Raw genomic sequence first — 19917 nt, 5'->3', positions numbered from 1 at the left:
TTACCTGAGAATCCAACCCATGGACTTTTCCCGTTTTTTCATCGACAGGCCGATTTTTGCCGCCGTACTGTCGATTCTGATTTTTATCACCGGATTAATCGCTATCCCGCTGCTGCCGGTGAGCGAATATCCTGACGTCGTCCCGCCAAGCGTGCAGGTACGCGCGGAGTATCCGGGCGCCAACCCAAAGGTGATTGCCGAGACCGTGGCAACGCCGCTGGAAGAGGCGATCAACGGCGTTGAAAACATGATGTACATGAAGTCCGTTGCGGGTTCCGACGGCGTGCTGGTGACCACCGTCACCTTCCGTCCAGGTACCGACCCGGATCAGGCGCAGGTTCAGGTGCAAAACCGGGTAGCGCAGGCTGAGGCGCGTCTGCCGGAAGATGTGCGGCGTTTGGGCATCACCACTCAGAAACAGTCCCCGACGCTGACGCTGGTAGTGCATTTGTTTTCGCCAGGCGGTAAGTACGATTCACTGTACATGCGTAACTACGCCACGCTGAAGGTGAAGGACGAGCTGGCGCGCCTGCCCGGCGTGGGGCAGATTCAGATTTTCGGCTCGGGCGAATACGCGATGCGCGTCTGGCTGGACCCGAACAAGGTGGCGGCGCGCGGGTTGACGGCCTCGGACGTGGTGACGGCGATGCAGGAGCAGAACGTGCAGGTGTCTGCCGGGCAGCTTGGTGCCGAGCCGCTGCCGAAAGAGAGCGATTTCCTGATCTCCATTAATGCTCAGGGCCGGCTGCATACCGAAGAAGAGTTTGGCAATATTGTCCTGAAAACAACGCAGGATGGGACGGTCGTCCGCTTGCGCGACGTGGCGCGCATAGAGATGGGGTCCGGCAGCTATGCGCTGCGTTCACAACTCAACAATAAAGACGCGGTCGGGATTGGTATCTTCCAGTCTCCGGGGGCAAACGCCATCGATCTGTCTAACGCGGTGCGTGCGAAAATGGACGAACTCTCCACCCGTTTTCCGGACGATATGAAATGGGCGGCGCCTTACGACCCGACCGTTTTCGTCCGCGATTCCATCCGCGCGGTGGTGCAAACGCTGCTGGAAGCGGTGGTGCTGGTCGTACTGGTGGTGATCCTGTTCCTGCAAACCTGGCGGGCGTCGATCATCCCGCTGATCGCGGTGCCGGTATCCGTCGTGGGCACGTTCAGTATTCTCTATCTGCTGGGCTTTTCGCTTAATACCCTGAGTTTATTCGGGCTGGTGCTGGCGATTGGTATCGTGGTTGACGATGCCATCGTGGTGGTGGAAAACGTCGAGCGAAATATTGAAGAGGGGCTCGCCCCGCTTGCGGCAGCGCATCAGGCGATGCGGGAAGTGTCCGGGCCGATTATCGCCATAGCGCTGGTGCTGTGCGCGGTGTTTGTGCCGATGGCATTCCTCTCTGGCGTTACCGGCCAGTTCTACAAGCAGTTTGCGGTAACGATAGCCATTTCAACGGTGATCTCCGCGATCAACTCGCTGACGCTCTCGCCAGCGCTGGCCGCGCTGCTGTTGAAGCCGCACGGCGCGCCGAAAGATTTCCCGACCCGGCTTATCGATCGTCTGTTTGGCTGGATCTTCCGTCCGTTTAACCGCTTTTTCCACCGCAGCTCGACCGGCTATCAGGGGCTGGTGGGCAAAACGCTTGGCCGACGCGGGGCGGTATTTGCGGTTTATCTGCTGCTGCTTTGTGCCGCGGGCGTGATGTTTAAAGCCGTACCCGGCGGGTTTATTCCGACGCAGGATAAGCTGTACCTGATCGGCGGCGTGAAAATGCCGGAAGGCTCGTCGCTGGCGCGGACCGATGCGGTGATCCGCAAAATGAGCGAAATCGGTATGAATACCGAAGGCGTGGATTATGCGGTCGCGTTTCCTGGCCTGAATGCGCTCCAGTTCACCAATACGCCGAACACCGGGACGGTATTTTTTGGCCTGAAGCCGTTTGACCAGCGTAAACACTCTGCGGCGGAAATTAACGCGGAGATCAATGCGAAAATCGCGCAAATCCAGCAGGGCTTCGGCTTCTCGATTCTGCCGCCGCCGATTCTGGGGCTGGGACAGGGATCGGGCTATTCCTTGTACATTCAGGATCGCGCAGGTCTGGGCTATGGCGCACTGCAAAATGCGGTGAACACCATGTCCGGCGCAATAATGCAGACGCCGGGGATGCACTTCCCCATCTCAACCTATCAGGCTAACGTTCCGCAGCTGGACGTGCAGGTCGACCGGGATAAGGCGAAAGCGCAGGGCGTGTCGCTCACCGATCTGTTCGGTACGCTGCAAACGTATCTGGGCTCGTCATACGTAAACGACTTTAACCAGTTTGGCCGCACCTGGCGAGTGATGGCGCAGGCCGACGGGCAGTTCCGCGACAGCGTGGAAGATATTGCGAATTTACGTACCCGCAATAACCTCGGCGAAATGGTGCCGATCGGCAGTATGGTGAATATCAGCACCACCTACGGGCCGGACCCGGTGATCCGCTACAATGGTTATCCGGCGGCGGATCTCATTGGCGATGCCGATCCTCGCGTGCTCTCGTCCGCGCAGGCCATGACGCAGCTGGACGCCATGTCTAAGCAGATCCTGCCGAACGGAATGAATATTGAATGGACGGACCTGAGCTTCCAGCAGGCAACTCAGGGCAACACGGCGCTGATCGTCTTCCCGGTCGCGGTACTGCTGGCGTTCCTGGTGCTGGCGGCGCTGTATGAGAGCTGGACGCTGCCGCTGGCGGTGATCCTCATCGTGCCGATGACCATGCTCTCCGCGCTGTTTGGCGTCTGGCTGACCGGGGGCGATAACAACGTCTTCGTGCAGGTGGGTCTGGTGGTGCTGATGGGGCTGGCCTGTAAGAATGCGATTCTTATCGTAGAGTTTGCCCGCGAGCTGGAAATGCAGGGCAAAGGCATTATGGAAGCCGCGCTGGAAGCGTGCCGCCTGCGTTTACGTCCGATTGTGATGACCTCAATCGCCTTTATTGCCGGGACGATCCCTCTCATCCTCGGCCACGGCGCGGGTGCCGAAGTGCGCGGCGTCACCGGGATCACCGTGTTCTCCGGTATGCTGGGCGTCACGCTGTTTGGTCTGTTCCTGACGCCGGTCTTTTACGTCACGCTGCGTAAGTTCGTGACGCGCGGCAAAGCGGAAAGAGAAGTGTTGCCTGCGTAGGACGTAGCAGACAATAAAAAACCGCCTTCGCAGTGAAGGCGGTTTTTTTTCGCCGTCCGTAAAGGATTAAGGCGCTTTTTTATGCTGCGTACAGATTTCCGGCACCGGATCGCACCCGCTGGTGTCGGCCTTTTTCACCTCTTCCAGCGCGCTGGCGACGGTATGGCGCGCTAAAACCTCCAGCGAAGCCTGCTCCGCTTCATCAGCAATGGATTTGAAATACCAGCAGGCGTTGGCGCTGACCACGCAGCGGGCCGGGACGTCAGGACGGGACGCCCACAGCTTTTTATCTTCCGTGACGGAGAGGTAAATATCACGCAGGGTAATCTCTTCTGCCGGGCGGCCAAGGTGAATAGAGCCGTTGCGGCCAAGCGTGGAGACAATAATGCCGTCGCGAGCGAGCGGAACCATTAACTTGCGGATAAAGCTCGGATTCGCCTCCAGGCCGTAGGCCAGGATTGCACTCGTCGAACGTTCACCCGATTGCTCCGCCATCGCTACGCTGAGAACCATCTGCAAAGCTGTCGGGAAGCGGTAATCTAGCATTTTTCTGTCCTGGGTCGCGGTGAATCTTGTTCTTTTTGGCACCGCAGAGGTGAATAATCAATAAGTAACAATATAACAAATACGGTAATCTTATTGAAGCAATCTGCGGCATCCGCAAAATAACGCAGCCGTTGGGGAGCGCCGCGTTTCCATTCATGTGAACGCGGGGCTCGGGAAGTCAACGGTTACCATCAGGCCACCTTCTGCTGACGTGCTCAGGTTGACCCTGCCGTTGTGCTGCTGCGTAACGGCTTTGACGATGGCAAGCCCTAAGCCACTCCCGCTCTGGATCTGATTGGGATCGCGGAAAAACCTGTCGAACACCCGCTCCCGCAGTTCAACCGGAATGCCGGGCCCCGCATCCGAGACGCGCAGCTGAGCGGATGTCTCTCTCGATTGCAGCTGCACCTCTATGTGTCCCCCCTCGGGGCTGTACTTCACGGCATTTTCAATCAAATTGTCGATCAGTGACACCAGCCGTTCCCGGATGCCTGCGACCCGGATTTCATCGTCGGCGAAAAACTCAAGCTCAATACTGCGCGCCGACGCCAGCGGCTCCAGGGCAGCCATGCGCTCCTGAATAAGCGTTGTCAGCGGCACAGGCTCCATAACCGTGTCGATGTGCGCTTCGCTGTGCTGCATCAGCAGAAGCTGATTGACGAGACGAGCAGCACGGCTATTGCTGCGAACAATGCCTGCAAGCAGCTCCTGCTGGCTTTCGCTGATGACCCAGGACTGCAACGCCTCGACGTTGATCCGCATCGCGGCCAGAGGCGTTCGCAGCTCGTGTGCGGCATCGGCAATAAAAATTCTCTCCCTTTCGGCGCTTTCCCGCACCCTGGCGAGAAAGTCATTAATCGCGTCCACCGTCTGGCGAAGCTCCCTGTGCCTCGGGACGGACTTTAAAGGAGAGAGATCGTCCGGCGTACGCAATGAAATTTCATTCACCACCCTGTTCCAGGGGCGCATCGCGATGCGGATTGACAGCCACGCGGGAAACAGAAGAAAAGGGATGCATATCATCAGCGGCATGACGTAGTAGCCGCGCGAGTTCAGGTAGATAAAGAAATTCCAGCTCCCGGCCGGGGTGAAGAGGGTGACCTCCACGTCGGAGTGCGCGGATTTGAGCGTACGGCTCGTCCAGGCGTGGTCCTTAGTCTCGACACGCTGCATTTCCCCTAGATGGTTATTTTTCACCTCCGTTGGCGCGCCAGGCGATGAATAAATAACCTCATTATGCTTGCGAACAATGAGGTTGATGGACAGCTCCGGATCTTCGCCGCCGCCATATCCCTCCCGCAGCGCTTTGCTGAACGCTGCCAGCACAACTTCACACGCCTGCGGGCGATCGTCCATGCTCTCGACAAGAGAAAAAACGGTTTCGTAAGTCTCACTGCCCGTGAGGATCGGCGGGCTGCGCAGGTCCTCCAGCAAAATGAAGGTTAAAAAAAGACACCACAGCAGCGTAAGCAGCAGCATCTGGGCGACCATCATTCGCCTGACCAGCGTAGGGAGCCTGAGGTGATACCAAACTTTACGCATCAGCCTGCCGCCTTCTGAACCGGTACGGTATCAATGACGTACCCAACGCCGCGCACCGTTCGCACAAAGCCCTCGCCAATCTTTCGCCGGAGGTTACCCATATGCACGTCTAGCGCGTTGCTGAGGTTTTCTTTTGTGCCGAATATTCTTTCTTCCAGATACCGCCGCGTAAGCACGCGGTCGGCGCGCAGCATTAAGGTTTCAAGCAGCGCATATTCACTGGCCGTCAGCTCAACGTGACGTGCGCTTACGGTCACGCGGCGTGTCGGCACATGAAGCGATAAACCGCGAATTTCGATTGCTTCATTTTCAAAGCCATAGCTACGCCGCGCAAGGGCCCGTACGCGCGCCAGCAGCTCGGCGAGAACAAAAGGTTTAACCAGATAGTCGTCTGCACCTGCATCCAGCCCGCACAGGCGGTCCTGTAGCGTGCCCCGCGCCGTCAGGATGATGACGGGGACGCCCTTAAGCTGTTGACGCAGGCGCGTCATCAGGCTCATGCCATCGCCATCGGGTAGCCCCAGGTCGAGCAAAATAAGTTCCGGCACGCAGAGCGCAAGCTGATGCAGCGCATCCTCTTTGCGGCGTACCCATATAACATCAAATCCCTGATCTGCAAGGGCGATACGTACGCCGTTGCCGAGATCCAGGTCGTCTTCAATGAGGAGAATTTTCACATTGGTCACTGTATCAACAGAGAATGAAGAACAACTGAAGAAAAAACGGTAACAGGAATTATTCAGGGTTTACAGCACGTTCACGTGCTTCAGCATTTCTTCATTTACGGCTCATTAGAACCTCAGGGTGGGTATTCAGAATGTTCGTTCTGGCGTTTAACACCGCTTGTATCGTAATTCTCTGAATCCAAAGGGCTTCTTTAATGAGAAACATCAAACTGCGTCATAATTTCCCCCGTTCACGCATCGGTCGCAGCATGAAAAGCATCCTGCCGGGGGCCGTCCTGGCGTTACTGGCCGCCCCGGCGCTGGCGGCTGATCAGCCTCAGGGCAATGTGTTAACCCTGGGGGGCGGCGTCGACGTTGCGCCACGCTATTCCGGTTCGGATAAGAGCCGCGTTACGGCGGCTCAGGTGGTTGATTACGCTATGGCGAATGGTTTCTTTGTCAGCACCACGCGGGGGATCGGCTACGGCAATAGCTTTGGCAACCTGAACTACAACGCTGCGCTGAGCTATCGCGCAGGACGTAAGGATCGCGATGTAAGCAGCGATTCGATCGCCTCCGGCAGCGACTACCTGCGGGGAATGGGTGACGTTAAAGGCTCAGCTATCGTTGTGCCCGGGCTGGAATACAAGGTGACCGACTGGCTTAACGTGCAGATGCAGGCTGAGGTTCCGGTTTCGGAGAGAGACAATGGGGAAGCTGTGCATTTCGGCATTGCCAGCCCGCTTTATACATCTCCCAAAAATACGGTAACGCTGGCGCTGACCGGCAGTTGGGGTTCCAGCAAGTACATGCAAACGTACTACGGCGTCAGCGCCGACCAGTCGGCCGAATCGGGATTTGCCCGACATGAAGCCGGTTCCGGAATATATGCGTATTCGCTGAACCTGGACTGGACCCATAAGCTCACCTCTCGCTGGAGCCTGCTTGCCGCAGCCGGCGTTACGCAGCTGACGGGTGATGCAGGCGATAGCCCAATTGTTCAGCGAAAAACGTCCCCTACGGGAAGCCTGAAGGTGGCATATAGCTTCTGATGGTTAAGCGAGGGGGAAGGGGCATTTGTGACTAATTAATAGGATTGCGCACATTGCCCCGTGCACCAGCAGCGCCGCTGTTAATACAGACAATGCTTTCATAACAGGCTCCTTAAAAGTGATGAACCGCGGCGTGTGGCGGCACGGTGAATTCAACGGTTTTATGGTCGATGGGTTTATGGGTCGGGTCGGCAACGATGATGGTTACCTTGTGTTTCCCGGCAGGCAGCCCGACCAGGATCACCGGCTCGCCGCTGGTATCAGCCCAGTGCCAGGGCGCGTCATCCACCACAACGTGAATATGGCCGATACGCGGAGTGACTTTCAGCGCGTCGGGTCCAAATACAGGTTCAATGCGCAGGTTTTCGACGCGGTACTGAATAAAGACCGCACCTTTACTCAGCGGTCCCGCCAGCGGCGGATCGACGATCAGTTTTGCGGGCGGCTGGGGGTTTTTCCAGCGGCGCTACGGCGGCCGGGCCATTAACCTCAGCGGCGCTCAGGCCATCCAACGGTGCGGCCAGTGCGCCAGCAAATGACGTCAGCGCAAATACAGGAAGCAGGAAATATCGACGAATCATCTGTGTCTCTCCTCATCAGTTTATTATGGCGAGGGATACAGAAGACCATTTTTATGTATCGGGGATGTTTGCTTTTGCGGGCGTTTTGTACCAGTTTGTCAGCCTGGCGCTCGGGATACAGTGCGATACAGTTTGTCTGCCGGGAACGAACAAGCGTTAGCGCTCGGGCGTATCCACCACAAGACCTGACTGCTGCGACTGAATTTTGTCCTGATGGTGATACCAGGCGCCGATGGAGGAATAAACAAAGCGGCCAAAGAAAAACATGAAGCTGATGAGCAGTATGATGCGGGTCATCCGGGTGTTGAATCGATGTCGTTTTCGCATACGCGTAGCCTGACTCACTTTATTTTTCCTGAGTATACCCTTTTGGGCGATACAGCTATTAAGGCACAGCCGCAAGTCAGGGTCAATTCTGCGGAATGTAAAATACCGTCAATGCTTACATTAATTTATGTTATTAAAAACAACGCATTTATTTATCGCCTTGATAATTACAGGAAAAATATTCAAAAAAAACGTAAGAAAGATTTATTCAGATAATTTAATTTGATTTAGGTCAACGGAATCCCGCCTCTGGTATTTAAAATCCTTCCTCCACTGCTTGCCAGGAATTTTCCAGGCAATTTATACGTCAGGTTGGATGCCTGTCTTCACTTACCCTCTGGAGCGCAAGGGTTGTAAACGAGCATCTATGAATATTCAGCACATCCTGAAGCAAAATAAAGACCGCTGGTGGGCACTTCCTCTTATTTTACCCGTGGTGTTACTCCCGGTGCTGAGCGTGGCAAATACCTTAACGCAGCTGGGCGAGGGTATCGTTGCGCTCTATTATTTACCGCTCTCTTTTCTGCTGACGCTGATGCTGTTCTTCGGCATGGAGGCGCTCCCCGGCATCGTGGTGTCGTTGTTTTTACGCTATTACCCTTCCGTTGGCCTATATGAAACCGTGGCCGGCATTCTGCATTTTATCGTTCCCCTGGTGCTCAGCTGGGGCGGTTATCGCGTGTTTGCGCCCCGACGCAATATGACCGCGTACGGCGACGCGCGCCTGATGGGACAGCGTATTTTCTGGCAGGTTTTCTGCCCCGCAACGCTCTTTTTGATACTGTTTCAGTTTGCGGTGTATCTCGGCGTGTACGAAAGCCGCCAGAGCCTGGCAGGGTTAAATCCTTTCAACATCCCCACGCTCATTAACTATCAGGCGCTGCTGGTGAGCGGGCTGACGGGCGTGCCGCTCAGCTATTTGCTGATCCGTCTGATTCGCCATCCGCGCTACGTCAAAGGGCTGATATCCCAAATTCGCGCGCAAATAGACAAAAAAGTCACCGTCGTAGAGTTTGTGGCGTGGTTTTTAGCGCTGGGCGGGCTGCTGGGCATGCTGCTGCTGCCCATGAACATCAACAGCTCTATTTTCAGTACAAACTATACCTTGTCTCTGCTGATGCCCGTGATGCTCTGGGGCGCAATGCGCTTCGGCTACAAGCTGATGTCGATTATCTGGACGCCGGTCCTGCTGGTGTCGATTCACTATTATTATCACTACATTCCGCAGCATCAGGGCTATGACATTCAGCTGGCGATTACCTCCTCCAGCTATCTGGTCTTTTCATTTATCGTCATCTACATGTCGATGCTGGCGACACGCCAGCGCGCCATTAATATTCGTTCCCGCAGACAGGCGTTTCTCGATCCGGTTGTGCATATGCCGAATCTGCGGGCGCTGTCGCGCGAGCTGGCCAGTAACCCCTGGTCGGCGCTCTGCTTACTGCGCGTACCCGAGCTGGAAGTGCTGGGGCGTAATTACGGCGTACTGCTGCGCATCCAGTATAAACAGCAGCTGGCGCAATGGATAAATGGCACCCTTCAGCCAAATGAGCGCGTCTATCACCTCACCGGGTATGACATGGCGGTGCGTCTGGATGCGGAGTCGCATCAGCAGCGTATTGAGACGCTGGACGAGCATATCAAGCAGTTCGTTTTTATCTGGGATGGTATGCCGGTACAGCCTCAGGTCGGCGTGAGCTACTGCTATGTACGCTCTCCCGTCAATCATCTCTATCTGGTGCTGGGGGAGCTGGGCATCGTGGCCGACCTCTCCCTGTCCACCAACCACCCGGAAAATCTTCAGCAGCGCGGGGCCGTTCATTTGCAGCGTAGCCTGAAAGATAAGGTGGCGATGATGAGTCGTTTGCAGGCCGCGCTGGAGCAGGATGCCTTTACCCTGCTGGTTCAGCCGGTTCGCGGGCTGCGCGGCGATCGTTACCATGAGGTGCTGCTGCGGATGCGCGACGATAACGGTGCGCTGATCTTTCCCGAGCAGTTCCTGCCCATAGCACAGGAGTTTGGCTTATCGTCGCGTGTGGATTTATGGGTACTCGAGCGTACGTTGCGTTTCCTGGCGCAGCACCGTCAGCGTCTGCCGGGCCAGCGCTTTGCGATCAACCTTGCGCCGTCTACCGTCTACCGGGCTCAGTTCCCGCTTGAGGTGAGCCGCCTGTTAGCCAAATATGCCGTTGAAGCGTGGCAGCTGATTTTTGAGGTGACCGAAAGCAGCGCCTTTGGTCATGCGGATCGGGCGGAAACCAACCTCAGGAAATTACAAAAAATGGGGATACGGATCGCCATTGATGATTTTGGCACTGGCTACGCCAGCTACGCGCGGTTAAAAAGCGTGGACGCCGACATCCTCAAAATCGACGGCGGCTTTATTCGCAATATTGTCAGCAACAGCCTGGATTACCAGATTGTGGCCTCCATTTGCCATCTGGCCCGGATGAAGAAAATGCTGGTGGTGGCGGAATACGTGGAAACAGAAGAGATACGTAGCGCGGTGCACGCGCTAGGTATCGATTATGTGCAGGGCTATCTGATTGGGCTGCCGGTGGAGCTTGAAACACTGCTCGAAACGCAGCCTTCTGAGGAAAGCGCCTGAGCCGTTACGCGGCTGCCTCAGAGCTCTCTTCTTCAATCTTTAACAGCCAGCCGGTGACCGCTTCCCAGTACTGCTGCTCTTTTTCCAGATCCAGCAGAACCAGCGCGTTCTGGCTGAACCAGTCGTGCGGGAAGCTCAGCGTCCAGTGATGGTCGTCCGTTTTCAGCTTCAGCGACGGCGGCGTGGTGGTTGCCTGACGCTGGTTATTAAGCAGCACGCCAAGGCGCAACAGCTGAATCAGCGGCAGGAACTGCTTTTTCTTGAACAGCGTAAAGCGCGGCAGATCGTCGAGCTTAATGGCTTTGCGGTGATAGCGCACCAGCGTCGCCATCATGGTTTGCTGCTCCTGGTTGAAGCCAGGCAGATCGCTGTTTTGCAGAATATAGGCTGAATGACGATGCATCCCGCTGTGGTTAATGTTCAGCCCCACCTCATGCAGCATCGCGGCCCATTTTAACAGCGCGGCGAGCTGCGGGTGCGCCAGCTTCGGATTCTGCTCCTCCCACTGCTCGTACATCTGAACCGTGGTTTCCAGAACCCGTTTCGCCTGCTCGCGGTCGATGTTGTACTGGTTCGCCAGGCTCTGGGCGGTGCGGCTGCGAATATCCTGATGACGGAAGCGGCCCTCCATCTCATACAGCACGCCTTCGCGCAGGGCGCCGTCAGAGAGGCGCAGCTCTTTGATCGCCAGCGCATCAAACACGCCGCACAGGATCGCCAGCCCCGGCACGAACACCGCTTTACGTTCGTCGGACAGGCCCGGCAGACTCAGGGCGTCGAAGCTCTTATGCTTAAGCACCTCTTCGGTGAGTTTTACCAGGCGCTCAGGCGTAATAAACCCGTCTTTTTCACCCATCGCCAGCAGCACTTCGTGGGCGGCTTTAATCGAACCCGATGCCCCCAGCGCCACGTTCCAGCCCTGAATACGGTACTGCCAGGCCAGGTTTTCCAGTTTTTGCACGGCGGCCATGCGCGCGCGCTGGAAGTTTTCGCGGGTGATTACGCCGCCCGGGAAATACATCTGCGCGAAGCTGACGCAGCCCATACGGCGGCTTTCCACCAGGCGCGGCTCGAAGTCTTCGCCAATCACCAGTTCGGTTGAGCCGCCGCCAATATCAATCACCAGCTTGCGGCCTTTTTCCGGCTGGGTATGCTCCACGCCCATAAAAATCAGGCGTGCTTCTTCGTTACCGGAGATGATCTCAATCGGGTAGGGGATGACCTTTTCCGCGCGCTTCAGAAACTCCGGCGCGTTCAGCGCCTGGCGTAGCGTATGCGTCCCGACGATGCAGACGCTGGAGGGCGAAAAGCCTTGCAGACGTTCTGCGAACAGCGACAGGCAGTTTAGCCCGCGCTCCATTGCCTCTTCGCTCAGCATGTTACGCGCATCAAGACCATCGGCCAGATGCACGCGCTGTTTCAGGCGACCGATGATCTGCATCGCGCCATCCACCTCGCGGGCGATGACCATATGGAAACTGTTTGAGCCAAGATCGACCGCAGCGAACTCCTGCGGGCGTGGGGTATTATCGTTTATTGGCATAGGTTAATCGGGTTGCTCAAGTGATTTGATGTAATCGTAAATCGCCAGCTGCGACCGGACTTTTCGGCGATTGCCGCGCGGTACATAGCGATTACTGAGTTCTTTGTCGATATAACGTGCTTTCACCGTATCGCTGAACAGGATCTCGATAATGTCCAGAATACGCTGCTTAAGGCGGGGATCCAGCAGCGGCGCCGCCACTTCAATACGGTAATCAATATTACGCGTCATCCAGTCGGCGGAAGAGAGATATACGCGCTTATCACCGGCATTATCGAAAATATAGACGCGATCGTGTTCAAGATAGCGATCCACAATGCTGATCACGCGGATGTTGTCGCTGATGCCTTCCAGTTCGGGGATGAGCGAGCACATGCCGCGAATGAGCAGATTAACCGGCACGCCGGAGCTGGAGGCCGCGTACAGGCGGTCTACCAGGCCTTTGTCTACCAGGTTGTTGAGCTTCAGCGTGATGCCGGACGACAACCCGTTCTGCGCGTTGGCAATCTCTTTGTCGATCATATCGTACAGCAGGCGGCGCGAGTTCTGCGGGGACACCAGCAGGTAGTCGAAGCTAACCGGGCGGTACGGGTTCTCGATGAAGTTGAACACCCGACGCACTTCGTTGGTAATGCGCGCATCGGCCGTCAGCAGCGAGTAGTCGGTGTAAATACGCGCGGTTTTCTCGTTGAAGTTACCGGTGCCGATATGGGCATAACGCACCACGTCGTCGCCTTCTTTACGGGAAATCAGGAACAGCTTGGCGTGAATTTTCAGCCCCGGCGCGGAGAAGATGACGTGCACGCCCGCTTCCGTCAGTCGGCGCGCCCAGTGGATGTTGGCCTCTTCGTCGAAGCGTGCCTGTAGCTCAACCACCACGGTCACTTTCTTGCCGTTGTGCGCCGCGTGGATCATCGCGTCGATAATGCGGGAATCTTTCGCCACGCGATAGATGTTGATTTTAATCGCCAGCACGTTCGGATCGAACGAGGCCTGACGCAGCAGCTCCAGCACGTGTTCAAAGGTGTGGTACGGATAGTAGAGCAGCACATCGCGCTCGCGGATGGCGTCGAACCCGTTACGGAACTTATCGAACCAGATATGGCGCAGGCGCGGCAGCGGCTTGTTCACCAGGTTGGCTTTGCCAACGTTCGGGAAGCCGATGAAATCTTTAAAGTTGTGGTAACGCCCGCCGGGGATAATGGAATCGTAGCGGGAGATGGTCAGCTTATCACGCAGCATTTCCACCATCGCGTCCGGCATATCGCGCTGATAAACAAAACGCACCGGCTCTGCGGTCAGGCGCTGCTTGAGGCTGGAGGACATCAGCTCCATCAGGCTGGCTTCCATCTCATGCACCAGATCGTACTCGGCGTCACGGGTCATCTTCATCGAGTAGGCGTTTAGCGCGTCGTAATCGAAGAAGCCTTTGAAGATATCGTCAAGGCAGTAACGCAGGATGTTATCCAGCAGAATCATCGGTTTACGTCGACGCGGCGTTTCCGGCGGCAGGTTCACAAAGCGCGGAACCTTATCGGACGGAATTTCCAGCAGCGCATAGTTGATGGTCTCACCGCGAATGATTTCCACTGCCAGATAGGTGTAATCATCTTTCAGGAACTGCACCAGATCGGTTTCACGGTTGATCAAAATCGGGGTGATGTGCTGGCGCAGATAATGTTTGAAATAGTGGCGAAGCCAGTTTTGCTGATTCGCGGAGAGCTGACGTTCATTGATCAGGAAGATTTGATTGCGTGCCATTTCCAGCAGCAGCTCGTTATAGAGGCCATCAAATTCCTGATCGGCTTTCATGACGCGAGACTGGATTTTTCCAAGCAGATGCCGCGAGTGGGAGTTTAAGCCCTGTTCTTCACTGATGATGATTCGGCGCTTCAGTTCGGCAAAGCGAACCTTATAGAACTCATCCAGATTGTTGGAATAGATGCCTAAAAAACGCATGCGCTCAATCAGCGGGTTGCTTTTATCGGCCGCTTCCTGAAGTACACGTTCGTTGAATGCTAACCAGCTTAGCTCTTTCTCAATGTATAACTTTTCCTGACCCATTACAGCTCACACTCCAGTTCAATCACAGGACGTGGTAAATCCGTCTCGTCCTTATTATGGCGAGCATTTCCACGATATGTCCAACAGTGCCAGAAAAGTATGACAGTTATTTTTTTTGTTGGGGATTTTAGAGGGTTGGGGGAGGGGTGTCGGGTGGCGCTGCGCTTACCACGACCTACGGGACCGTAGGCCCGTGCAAGCGAAGCGCCGCCGGGCAATTCAAACAGACTACTCTTCGGCCGCATAACCCTGCGGGGGCAACTTCACGCCGTCCAGCCAGGCTGCGCCGTTGCGCATCTCCAGGCGTCCATCGACAAACCAGCTTACCACCAGGGGATAAATGGCGTGCTCCTGCGTCTGTACGCGTTCGGTCACGTCGTCTTCGTTATCGCCGTCAAAAACCGGTACTTTCGCCTGCAAAATCACCGGACCGCCGTCCAGCTCGTCGGTGACGAAATGCACGGAGGTACCGTGCTCCTCATCGCCGTTCTCCAGCACCTGACGATGGGTGTGCAGGCCGGGATATTTTGGCAGCAGGGAAGGGTGAATATTGAGCAGCCGACCGGCGTAGTGTTCAACAAAAGCCGGGCTCAGGATGCGCATGTAGCCTGCCAGCACCACGACGTCGGGCGCGTAGGCGTCAATTTCCTGCACCAGTTCGCGGTCAAACGCTTCACGGCCCGCAAACTGACTGGCTTCCAGCGCGTGCGCGGGAATACCGGCTTCCCGCGCACGCTCAAGGCCGAACGCATCGGCCTTGTTGCTGAATACTGCCCGAATGGTGCCATTGATTTTCTTCTGTTTGCAGGCATCTATGATTGCCTGCAAATTGCTTCCGTTGCCGGAAATAAGCACCACGATGTTTTTCATTCAATGACCACACGCTGTTCGGAATCGGACGCTTTAATCGTACCGATTTTCCACGCGTTTTCACCTTTTTCTGTCAGCAGCTTAACCGCTTTATCCGCTTCGCTTGCCGGCAGGGCGATAACCATGCCCACGCCGCAGTTAAAGGTGCGGTACATTTCGTGCGAGCTCACGTTGCCGGCGGTTTGCAGCCAGTTGAAGACGGACGGCCACTGCCATGAGGAGGCGTCGATTACCGCCTGGGTATTGTCCGGCAGCACGCGCGGAATATTTTCCCAGAAGCCGCCGCCGGTCAGGTGAGCGATGGCGTGAACGTCGACGTTCTCAATAAGCGCCAGCACGTTTTTCACGTAGATGCGGGTCGGGGCCAGCAGGTGATCGGCCAGCGGTTTGCCGTCCAGCTCGGTGGTCAGCGGGTCGCAACCGCTCACTTCGAGGATTTTACGCACCAGAGAGTAGCCGTTAGAGTGCGGGCCGCTGGAGGCCAGCGCAACCAGCACATCGCCGTCAGCCACTTTGCTGCCGTCGATAATTTCTGATTTTTCTACCACGCCAACGCAGAAGCCTGCGACGTCATAATCTTCACCGTGATACATGCCGGGCATTTCAGCGGTTTCACCGCCGACCAGCGCACAGCCGGATTGCAGACAGCCTTCGGCAATGCCGTTAATGACGCTGGCTGCGGTGTCCACGTCCAGTTTGCCGGTCGCGTAGTAATCCAGGAAGAACAGCGGCTCAGCGCCCTGAACCACCAGGTCGTTGACGCACATCGCCACCAGATCGATACCGATCGTATCGTGACGCTTAAGATCCATCGCCAGGCGCAGTTTCGTCCCTACACCATCCGTACCCGAGACCAGCACAGGTTCACGATATTTTTGCGGCAGCGCGCACAGTGCGCCGAATCCACCCAGGCCACCCATCACTTCCGGGCGGCGGGTTTTTTTCACCACACCTTTGATTCGGTCAACCAGCGCATTACCTGCGTCAATATCAACACCGGCATCTTTGTAGCTGAGAGAAGTTTTGTTGGTCACGGCTCAAGTCCCCACGCGATTGCATAGCTAGTAAGAAAAATCGGCGCAATTCTAACAGCCCAGGCAAACGTTTGCGAGCCTATTCTCGGCGCGAAGATCTTTTTTTCTCAAAGGCCTGTAAAGGGCGACAAACTTGACTCTGTTCACGAAAATGAAACCGGTTTCTGCGATCTGCTTGCAACGGCTTTCCCCTTTGCACATCATCAAACTGAAACCGGTTTCTGTAACTGTTTTTGCAGAAAATAACGCAGAATGAGGGAAAGCGAATGTCTGGATTTAAAGCAGGTTTTCTGTGGGGTGGAGCCGTTGCGGCGCACCAGCTTGAAGGCGGCTGGAAAGAGGGCGGCAAGGGGGTAAGCGTTGCCGACGTCATGACCGCGGGCGCCCACGGCGTGCCGCGTGAAATCACCAACGGCGTGCTGGAGGGGAAAAATTACCCAAACCACGAAGCCATCGATTTCTACCACCGTTATAAAGAAGACATCAAACTCTTTGCCGAGATGGGGTTCAAATGCTTCCGCACCTCCATCGCCTGGACGCGTATCTTCCCGAAAGGCGACGAGCTGGAGCCGAACGAAGCAGGACTCAAATTCTACGATGACCTGTTTGACGAGTGCCTGAAGTACGGCATCGAACCGGTTATCACGCTTTCCCACTTCGAGATGCCGTTCCACCTGGTAACGGAATACGGCGGCTGGCGCAACCGTAAGCTGATCGACTTCTTCGTGCGCTTCGCGAAGGTCGTTTTTGAGCGTTACCAGCACAAGGTGAAGTACTGGATGACCTTTAACGAGATCAACAACCAGGCCAACTTCCACGAAGACTTTGCGCCGTTCACCAACTCCGGGCTGAAATATGCGCCGGGTGAAGACCGCGAGCCGGTCATGTTCCAGGCGGCGCACTATGAGCTGGTGGCCAGCGCCCTGGCGGTGAAGGCGGGCCGCGAGATCAACCCGTCGCTGCAAATCGGCTGCATGATTGCCATGTGTCCCATCTACCCGCTGACCTGCGCGCCGGACGACATGATGATGGCGATGAACGCCATGCATCGCCGCTACTGGTTCACCGACGTGCACGTGCGCGGCAAGTATCCGCAGCATCTGCTCAACTACTTCGAGCGTCGCGGCTTCGCGCTGGATATCACCGAAGAAGATAAGGCGGCGCTGACGCAGGGCTGCGTGGATTACATCGGGTTCAGCTACTACATGTCTTTCGCCACCAAAGCGACGGCAGATAACCCGGCGCTGGATTACGACGAGAGCAAGAGTCTGGTCTCCAACCCGTACGTGCAGAAATCCGACTGGGGCTGGCAGATTGACCCTGTCGGGCTGCGCTACTCTCTGAACTGGTTCTGGGATCACTATCAGCTGCCGCTGTTCATTGTTGAAAACGGCTTTGGCGCGATCGACGTGCAGGGGAGCGACGGCACGGTAAACGACCAGTACCGCATTGATTATCTGTCTGCACACATCCGCGAGATGAAAAAAGCGGTGGTGGAAGATGGCGTGGATCTGATGGGCTATACCCCGTGGGGCTGTATCGATCTGGTCTCTGCCGGCACCGGTGAAATGAAGAAACGCTACGGCTTTATCTTTGTCGATAAAGATAACGAAGGGAACGGCACGCTGAACCGCAGCAAGAAGAAGTCGTTCGACTGGTATAAGCAGGTGATTGCCAGCAACGGCGATAACCTCTAATTGTCGGGTGGCGCTCACGCTTACCCGACCTACAATACACGTAGGCCCGCGTAAGCGCAGCGCCACCGGGCAAGATCCCGCACCCAAGCCGGAGCCCTGCCTCCGGCTTTTTTGTTTTTGATTGATATACATCAAGCAAGTTGGGTATGGCGCAATCCGAAAAAAGCGGTATAATCCCGCGATTTTTTTGCGGATGCCACCTCAGAGGAGAAAGAGAATGAAGATTGTGGAAGTGAAACACCCACTCGTTAAACACAAGTTGGGCCTGATGCGTGAGCATGACATCAGCACGAAGCGTTTTCGCGAACTGGCTTCTGAAGTGGGCAGCCTGCTGACCTACGAAGCAACCTCCGATCTGGAAACGGAAAAAGTGACCATCGAAGGCTGGAACGGTCCGGTACAGGTTGAGCAGATCAAAGGTAAAAAAATCACCGTGGTGCCAATCCTGCGTGCGGGTCTGGGCATGATGGAAGGCGTACTGGAGCACGTGCCAAGCGCGCGTATCAGCGTGGTGGGTATCTACCGTGACGAAGAGACCCTTGAGCCGGTCCCGTACTTCCAGAAGCTGGTCTCTAACATCGACGAGCGTATGGCGCTGGTGGTTGACCCGATGCTGGCGACCGGTGGTTCGATGATCGCCACCATCGACCTGCTGAAAAAAGCCGGATGCAGCAGCATTAAAGTGCTGGTCCTGGTCGCAGCGCCGGAAGGTATTGCGGCGCTGGAAAAAGCGCACCCGGACGTTGAACTGTATACCGCATCCGTCGACCAGGGGCTGAATGAGCACGGGTACATCATCCCGGGGCTTGGCGATGCCGGCGATAAGATTTTTGGTACTAAATAATCGAATAACGATAAAGAAGCCGACTTTGATAGTCGGCTTTTTTTTGAATAAAAACCAACAATAACACTCAGAGGAAAACACTATGACGCGCCGTGCTATCGGGGTGAGTGAAAGACCGCCGCTTTTACAGACAATCCCGCTTAGTTTGCAGCACCTGTTCGCCATGTTTGGCGCAACCGTGCTGGTGCCAATCCTGTTTCACATTAACCCGGCTACCGTGCTGCTGTTCAACGGCGTCGGTACGCTGCTTTACCTCTTTATCTGTAAAGGCAAAATTCCAGCCTATCTCGGGTCGAGCTTCGCCTTTATCTCTCCGGTACTGCTGCTGTTGCCGCTGGGTTATGAGGTCGCGCTGGGCGGCTTTATCATGTGCGGCGTGTTGTTCTGCCTGGTCTCATTCATCGTGAAGAAAGCGGGCACCGGCTGGCTGGACGTGATGTTCCCGCCTGCGGCGATGGGCGCTATCGTTGCCGTCATCGGCCTGGAGCTGGCTGGCGTGGCGGCGAACATGGCCGGCCTGCTGCCGGCGGACGGTCAGTCACCGGATTCTAAAACCATTATTATCTCGCTGGTGACCCTGGGCGTGACGGTGTTTGGCTCCGTGCTGTTCCGCGGCTTTATGGCGATTATCCCGATCCTGATCGGCGTGCTGGCGGGCTATGCGCTCTCCTTCGTGATGGGCGTTGTGGATACTACGCCGATTGCCGAGGCGCACTGGTTCGCGCTGCCAACCTTCTACACCCCACGCTTCGAATGGTTTGCAATCTTCACCATTCTGCCTGCCGCGCTGGTGGTAATTGCCGAGCACGTCGGCCACCTGGTGGTGACGGCGAACATCGTGAAGCGCGACCTGATCCGCGACCCGGGCCTGCATCGCTCCATGTTTGCCAACGGTTTCTCCACCATCATCTCCGGCTTCTTCGGCTCCACGCCAAACACCACCTACGGCGAGAACATCGGCGTAATGGCGATCACCCGCGTCTACAGCACCTGGGTTATCGGCGGCGCGGCGATCATCGCCATTCTGCTCTCCTGCGTTGGCAAGCTGGCGGCAGCGATCCAGATTATCCCGGTGCCGGTGATGGGCGGCGTCTCGCTGCTGCTGTACGGGGTGATCGGTGCCTCCGGTATTCGCGTGCTGATTGAATCCAAAGTGGATTACAGCAAAGCGCAGAACCTGATCCTGACCTCCGTTATCCTGATTATCGGGGTGAGCGGTGCGAAGGTGCACATCGGCGCAGCGGAGCTGAAGGGTATGGCGCTGGCGACCATCGTGGGCGTCGGCCTCAGCCTGATTTTCAAGCTGATCTCGGTGATCCGCCCGGAAGAGGTGGTCCTGGACGCGGACGAAAGCGAAAAAGCGCCTCATTGA

The 19917-nt window shown here is 56.2% G+C and carries 14 protein-coding genes and 1 pseudogene; 6 read left to right on the top strand and 9 right to left on the bottom strand.

The window, feature by feature from the left end:
- The first annotated feature begins 19 nt into the window (after positions 1–19).
- Entirely contained in the window at positions 20–3172 is a 3153-nt protein-coding gene (gene oqxB, locus INF58_RS15970) for a multidrug efflux RND transporter permease subunit OqxB (RefSeq protein ID WP_063868027.1), read from the top strand.
- Between the two features lie 66 nt (positions 3173–3238).
- Here oqxB and INF58_RS15965 read toward each other — a convergent pair whose 3' ends face one another.
- The 3 genes from INF58_RS15965 to INF58_RS15955 form a co-directional block, all read right to left on the bottom strand.
- A complete protein-coding gene (locus INF58_RS15965) occupies positions 3239–3718 on the bottom strand; it encodes an Rrf2 family transcriptional regulator (RefSeq protein WP_063868028.1) in 480 nt (159 codons plus the stop codon).
- Between the two features lie 153 nt (positions 3719–3871).
- Positions 3872–5260, bottom strand: a complete 1389-nt coding sequence (locus INF58_RS15960; protein WP_193528074.1) for a HAMP domain-containing sensor histidine kinase — start codon at positions 5258–5260, stop codon at positions 3872–3874.
- Positions 5260–5937, bottom strand: coding sequence for a response regulator (locus INF58_RS15955; protein ID WP_112791776.1), 678 nt, complete (start codon positions 5935–5937; stop codon positions 5260–5262). Before INF58_RS15955 ends, INF58_RS15960 begins: the two co-directional genes overlap by 1 nt.
- Before the next feature lie 203 nt (positions 5938–6140).
- Here INF58_RS15955 and INF58_RS15950 point away from each other — a divergent pair, with 203 nt between their 5' ends.
- Positions 6141–6977 carry a MipA/OmpV family protein gene (locus tag INF58_RS15950; protein ID WP_193528073.1) on the top strand — a complete coding sequence of 279 codons (837 nt, stop codon included), beginning with the start codon at positions 6141–6143 and terminating at the stop codon, positions 6975–6977.
- A gap of 112 nt (positions 6978–7089) precedes the next feature.
- Here INF58_RS15950 and INF58_RS15945 read toward each other — a convergent pair.
- Both INF58_RS15945 and INF58_RS15940 read right to left on the bottom strand, forming a co-directional pair.
- Positions 7090–7558: pseudogene (locus INF58_RS15945) on the bottom strand (DUF6130 family protein).
- A gap of 156 nt (positions 7559–7714) precedes the next feature.
- Entirely contained in the window at positions 7715–7885 is a 171-nt protein-coding gene (locus INF58_RS15940; RefSeq protein WP_064910267.1) for a YfgG family protein, read from the bottom strand.
- A 367-nt stretch (positions 7886–8252) separates the two neighbouring features.
- Here INF58_RS15940 and INF58_RS15935 point away from each other — a divergent pair, with 367 nt between their 5' ends.
- Entirely contained in the window at positions 8253–10493 is a 2241-nt protein-coding gene (locus INF58_RS15935) for an EAL domain-containing protein (protein WP_193528072.1), read from the top strand.
- 4 nt (positions 10494–10497) lie between these two features.
- On the opposite strand, the gene ppx is transcribed toward INF58_RS15935, so the two are convergent.
- The 4 genes from ppx to purM all read right to left on the bottom strand — a co-directional run bounded on the left by ppx (position 10498) and on the right by purM (position 16004).
- On the bottom strand, positions 10498–12036 hold the full coding sequence (ppx, locus tag INF58_RS15930) for an exopolyphosphatase (RefSeq protein WP_193528071.1): 1539 nt from the start codon (positions 12034–12036) through the stop codon (positions 10498–10500).
- 3 nt (positions 12037–12039) lie between these two features.
- Entirely contained in the window at positions 12040–14100 is a 2061-nt protein-coding gene (gene ppk1, locus INF58_RS15925; protein ID WP_006811494.1) for a polyphosphate kinase 1, read from the bottom strand.
- Between the two features lie 228 nt (positions 14101–14328).
- Complete coding sequence (gene purN / locus INF58_RS15920; protein ID WP_112791615.1) at positions 14329–14970, bottom strand: phosphoribosylglycinamide formyltransferase; 642 nt, start codon at positions 14968–14970, stop codon at positions 14329–14331.
- Positions 14967–16004 (bottom strand): phosphoribosylformylglycinamidine cyclo-ligase, encoded by a 1038-nt coding sequence (gene purM, locus INF58_RS15915; RefSeq protein ID WP_063450491.1) that lies wholly within the window; start codon positions 16002–16004, stop codon positions 14967–14969. Before purM ends, purN begins: the two co-directional genes overlap by 4 nt.
- Positions 16005–16270: 266 nt before the next feature.
- Here purM and INF58_RS15910 point away from each other — a divergent pair, with 266 nt between their 5' ends.
- The 3 genes from INF58_RS15910 to uraA all read left to right on the top strand — a co-directional run bounded on the left by INF58_RS15910 (position 16271) and on the right by uraA (position 19917).
- Positions 16271–17701 (top strand): 6-phospho-beta-glucosidase, encoded by a 1431-nt coding sequence (locus tag INF58_RS15910; RefSeq protein ID WP_193528070.1) that lies wholly within the window; start codon positions 16271–16273, stop codon positions 17699–17701.
- 217 nt (positions 17702–17918) lie between these two features.
- Positions 17919–18545 (top strand): uracil phosphoribosyltransferase, encoded by a 627-nt coding sequence (gene upp, locus INF58_RS15905; RefSeq protein ID WP_040074548.1) that lies wholly within the window; start codon positions 17919–17921, stop codon positions 18543–18545.
- 82 nt (positions 18546–18627) lie between these two features.
- The gene (gene uraA / locus INF58_RS15900) at positions 18628–19917 is read left to right on the top strand and encodes a uracil permease (protein WP_063450489.1); all 1290 of its coding nucleotides are present in this window, start codon (positions 18628–18630) and stop codon (positions 19915–19917) included.

It is taken from the genome of Enterobacter cloacae complex sp. P24RS (assembly GCF_014982165.1).
Classification (GTDB): domain Bacteria; phylum Pseudomonadota; class Gammaproteobacteria; order Enterobacterales; family Enterobacteriaceae; genus Enterobacter; species Enterobacter quasihormaechei.
The sequence above is the reverse complement of the archived record's forward strand: the minus strand, read 5'-3'. Positions and strand labels throughout refer to the sequence as shown.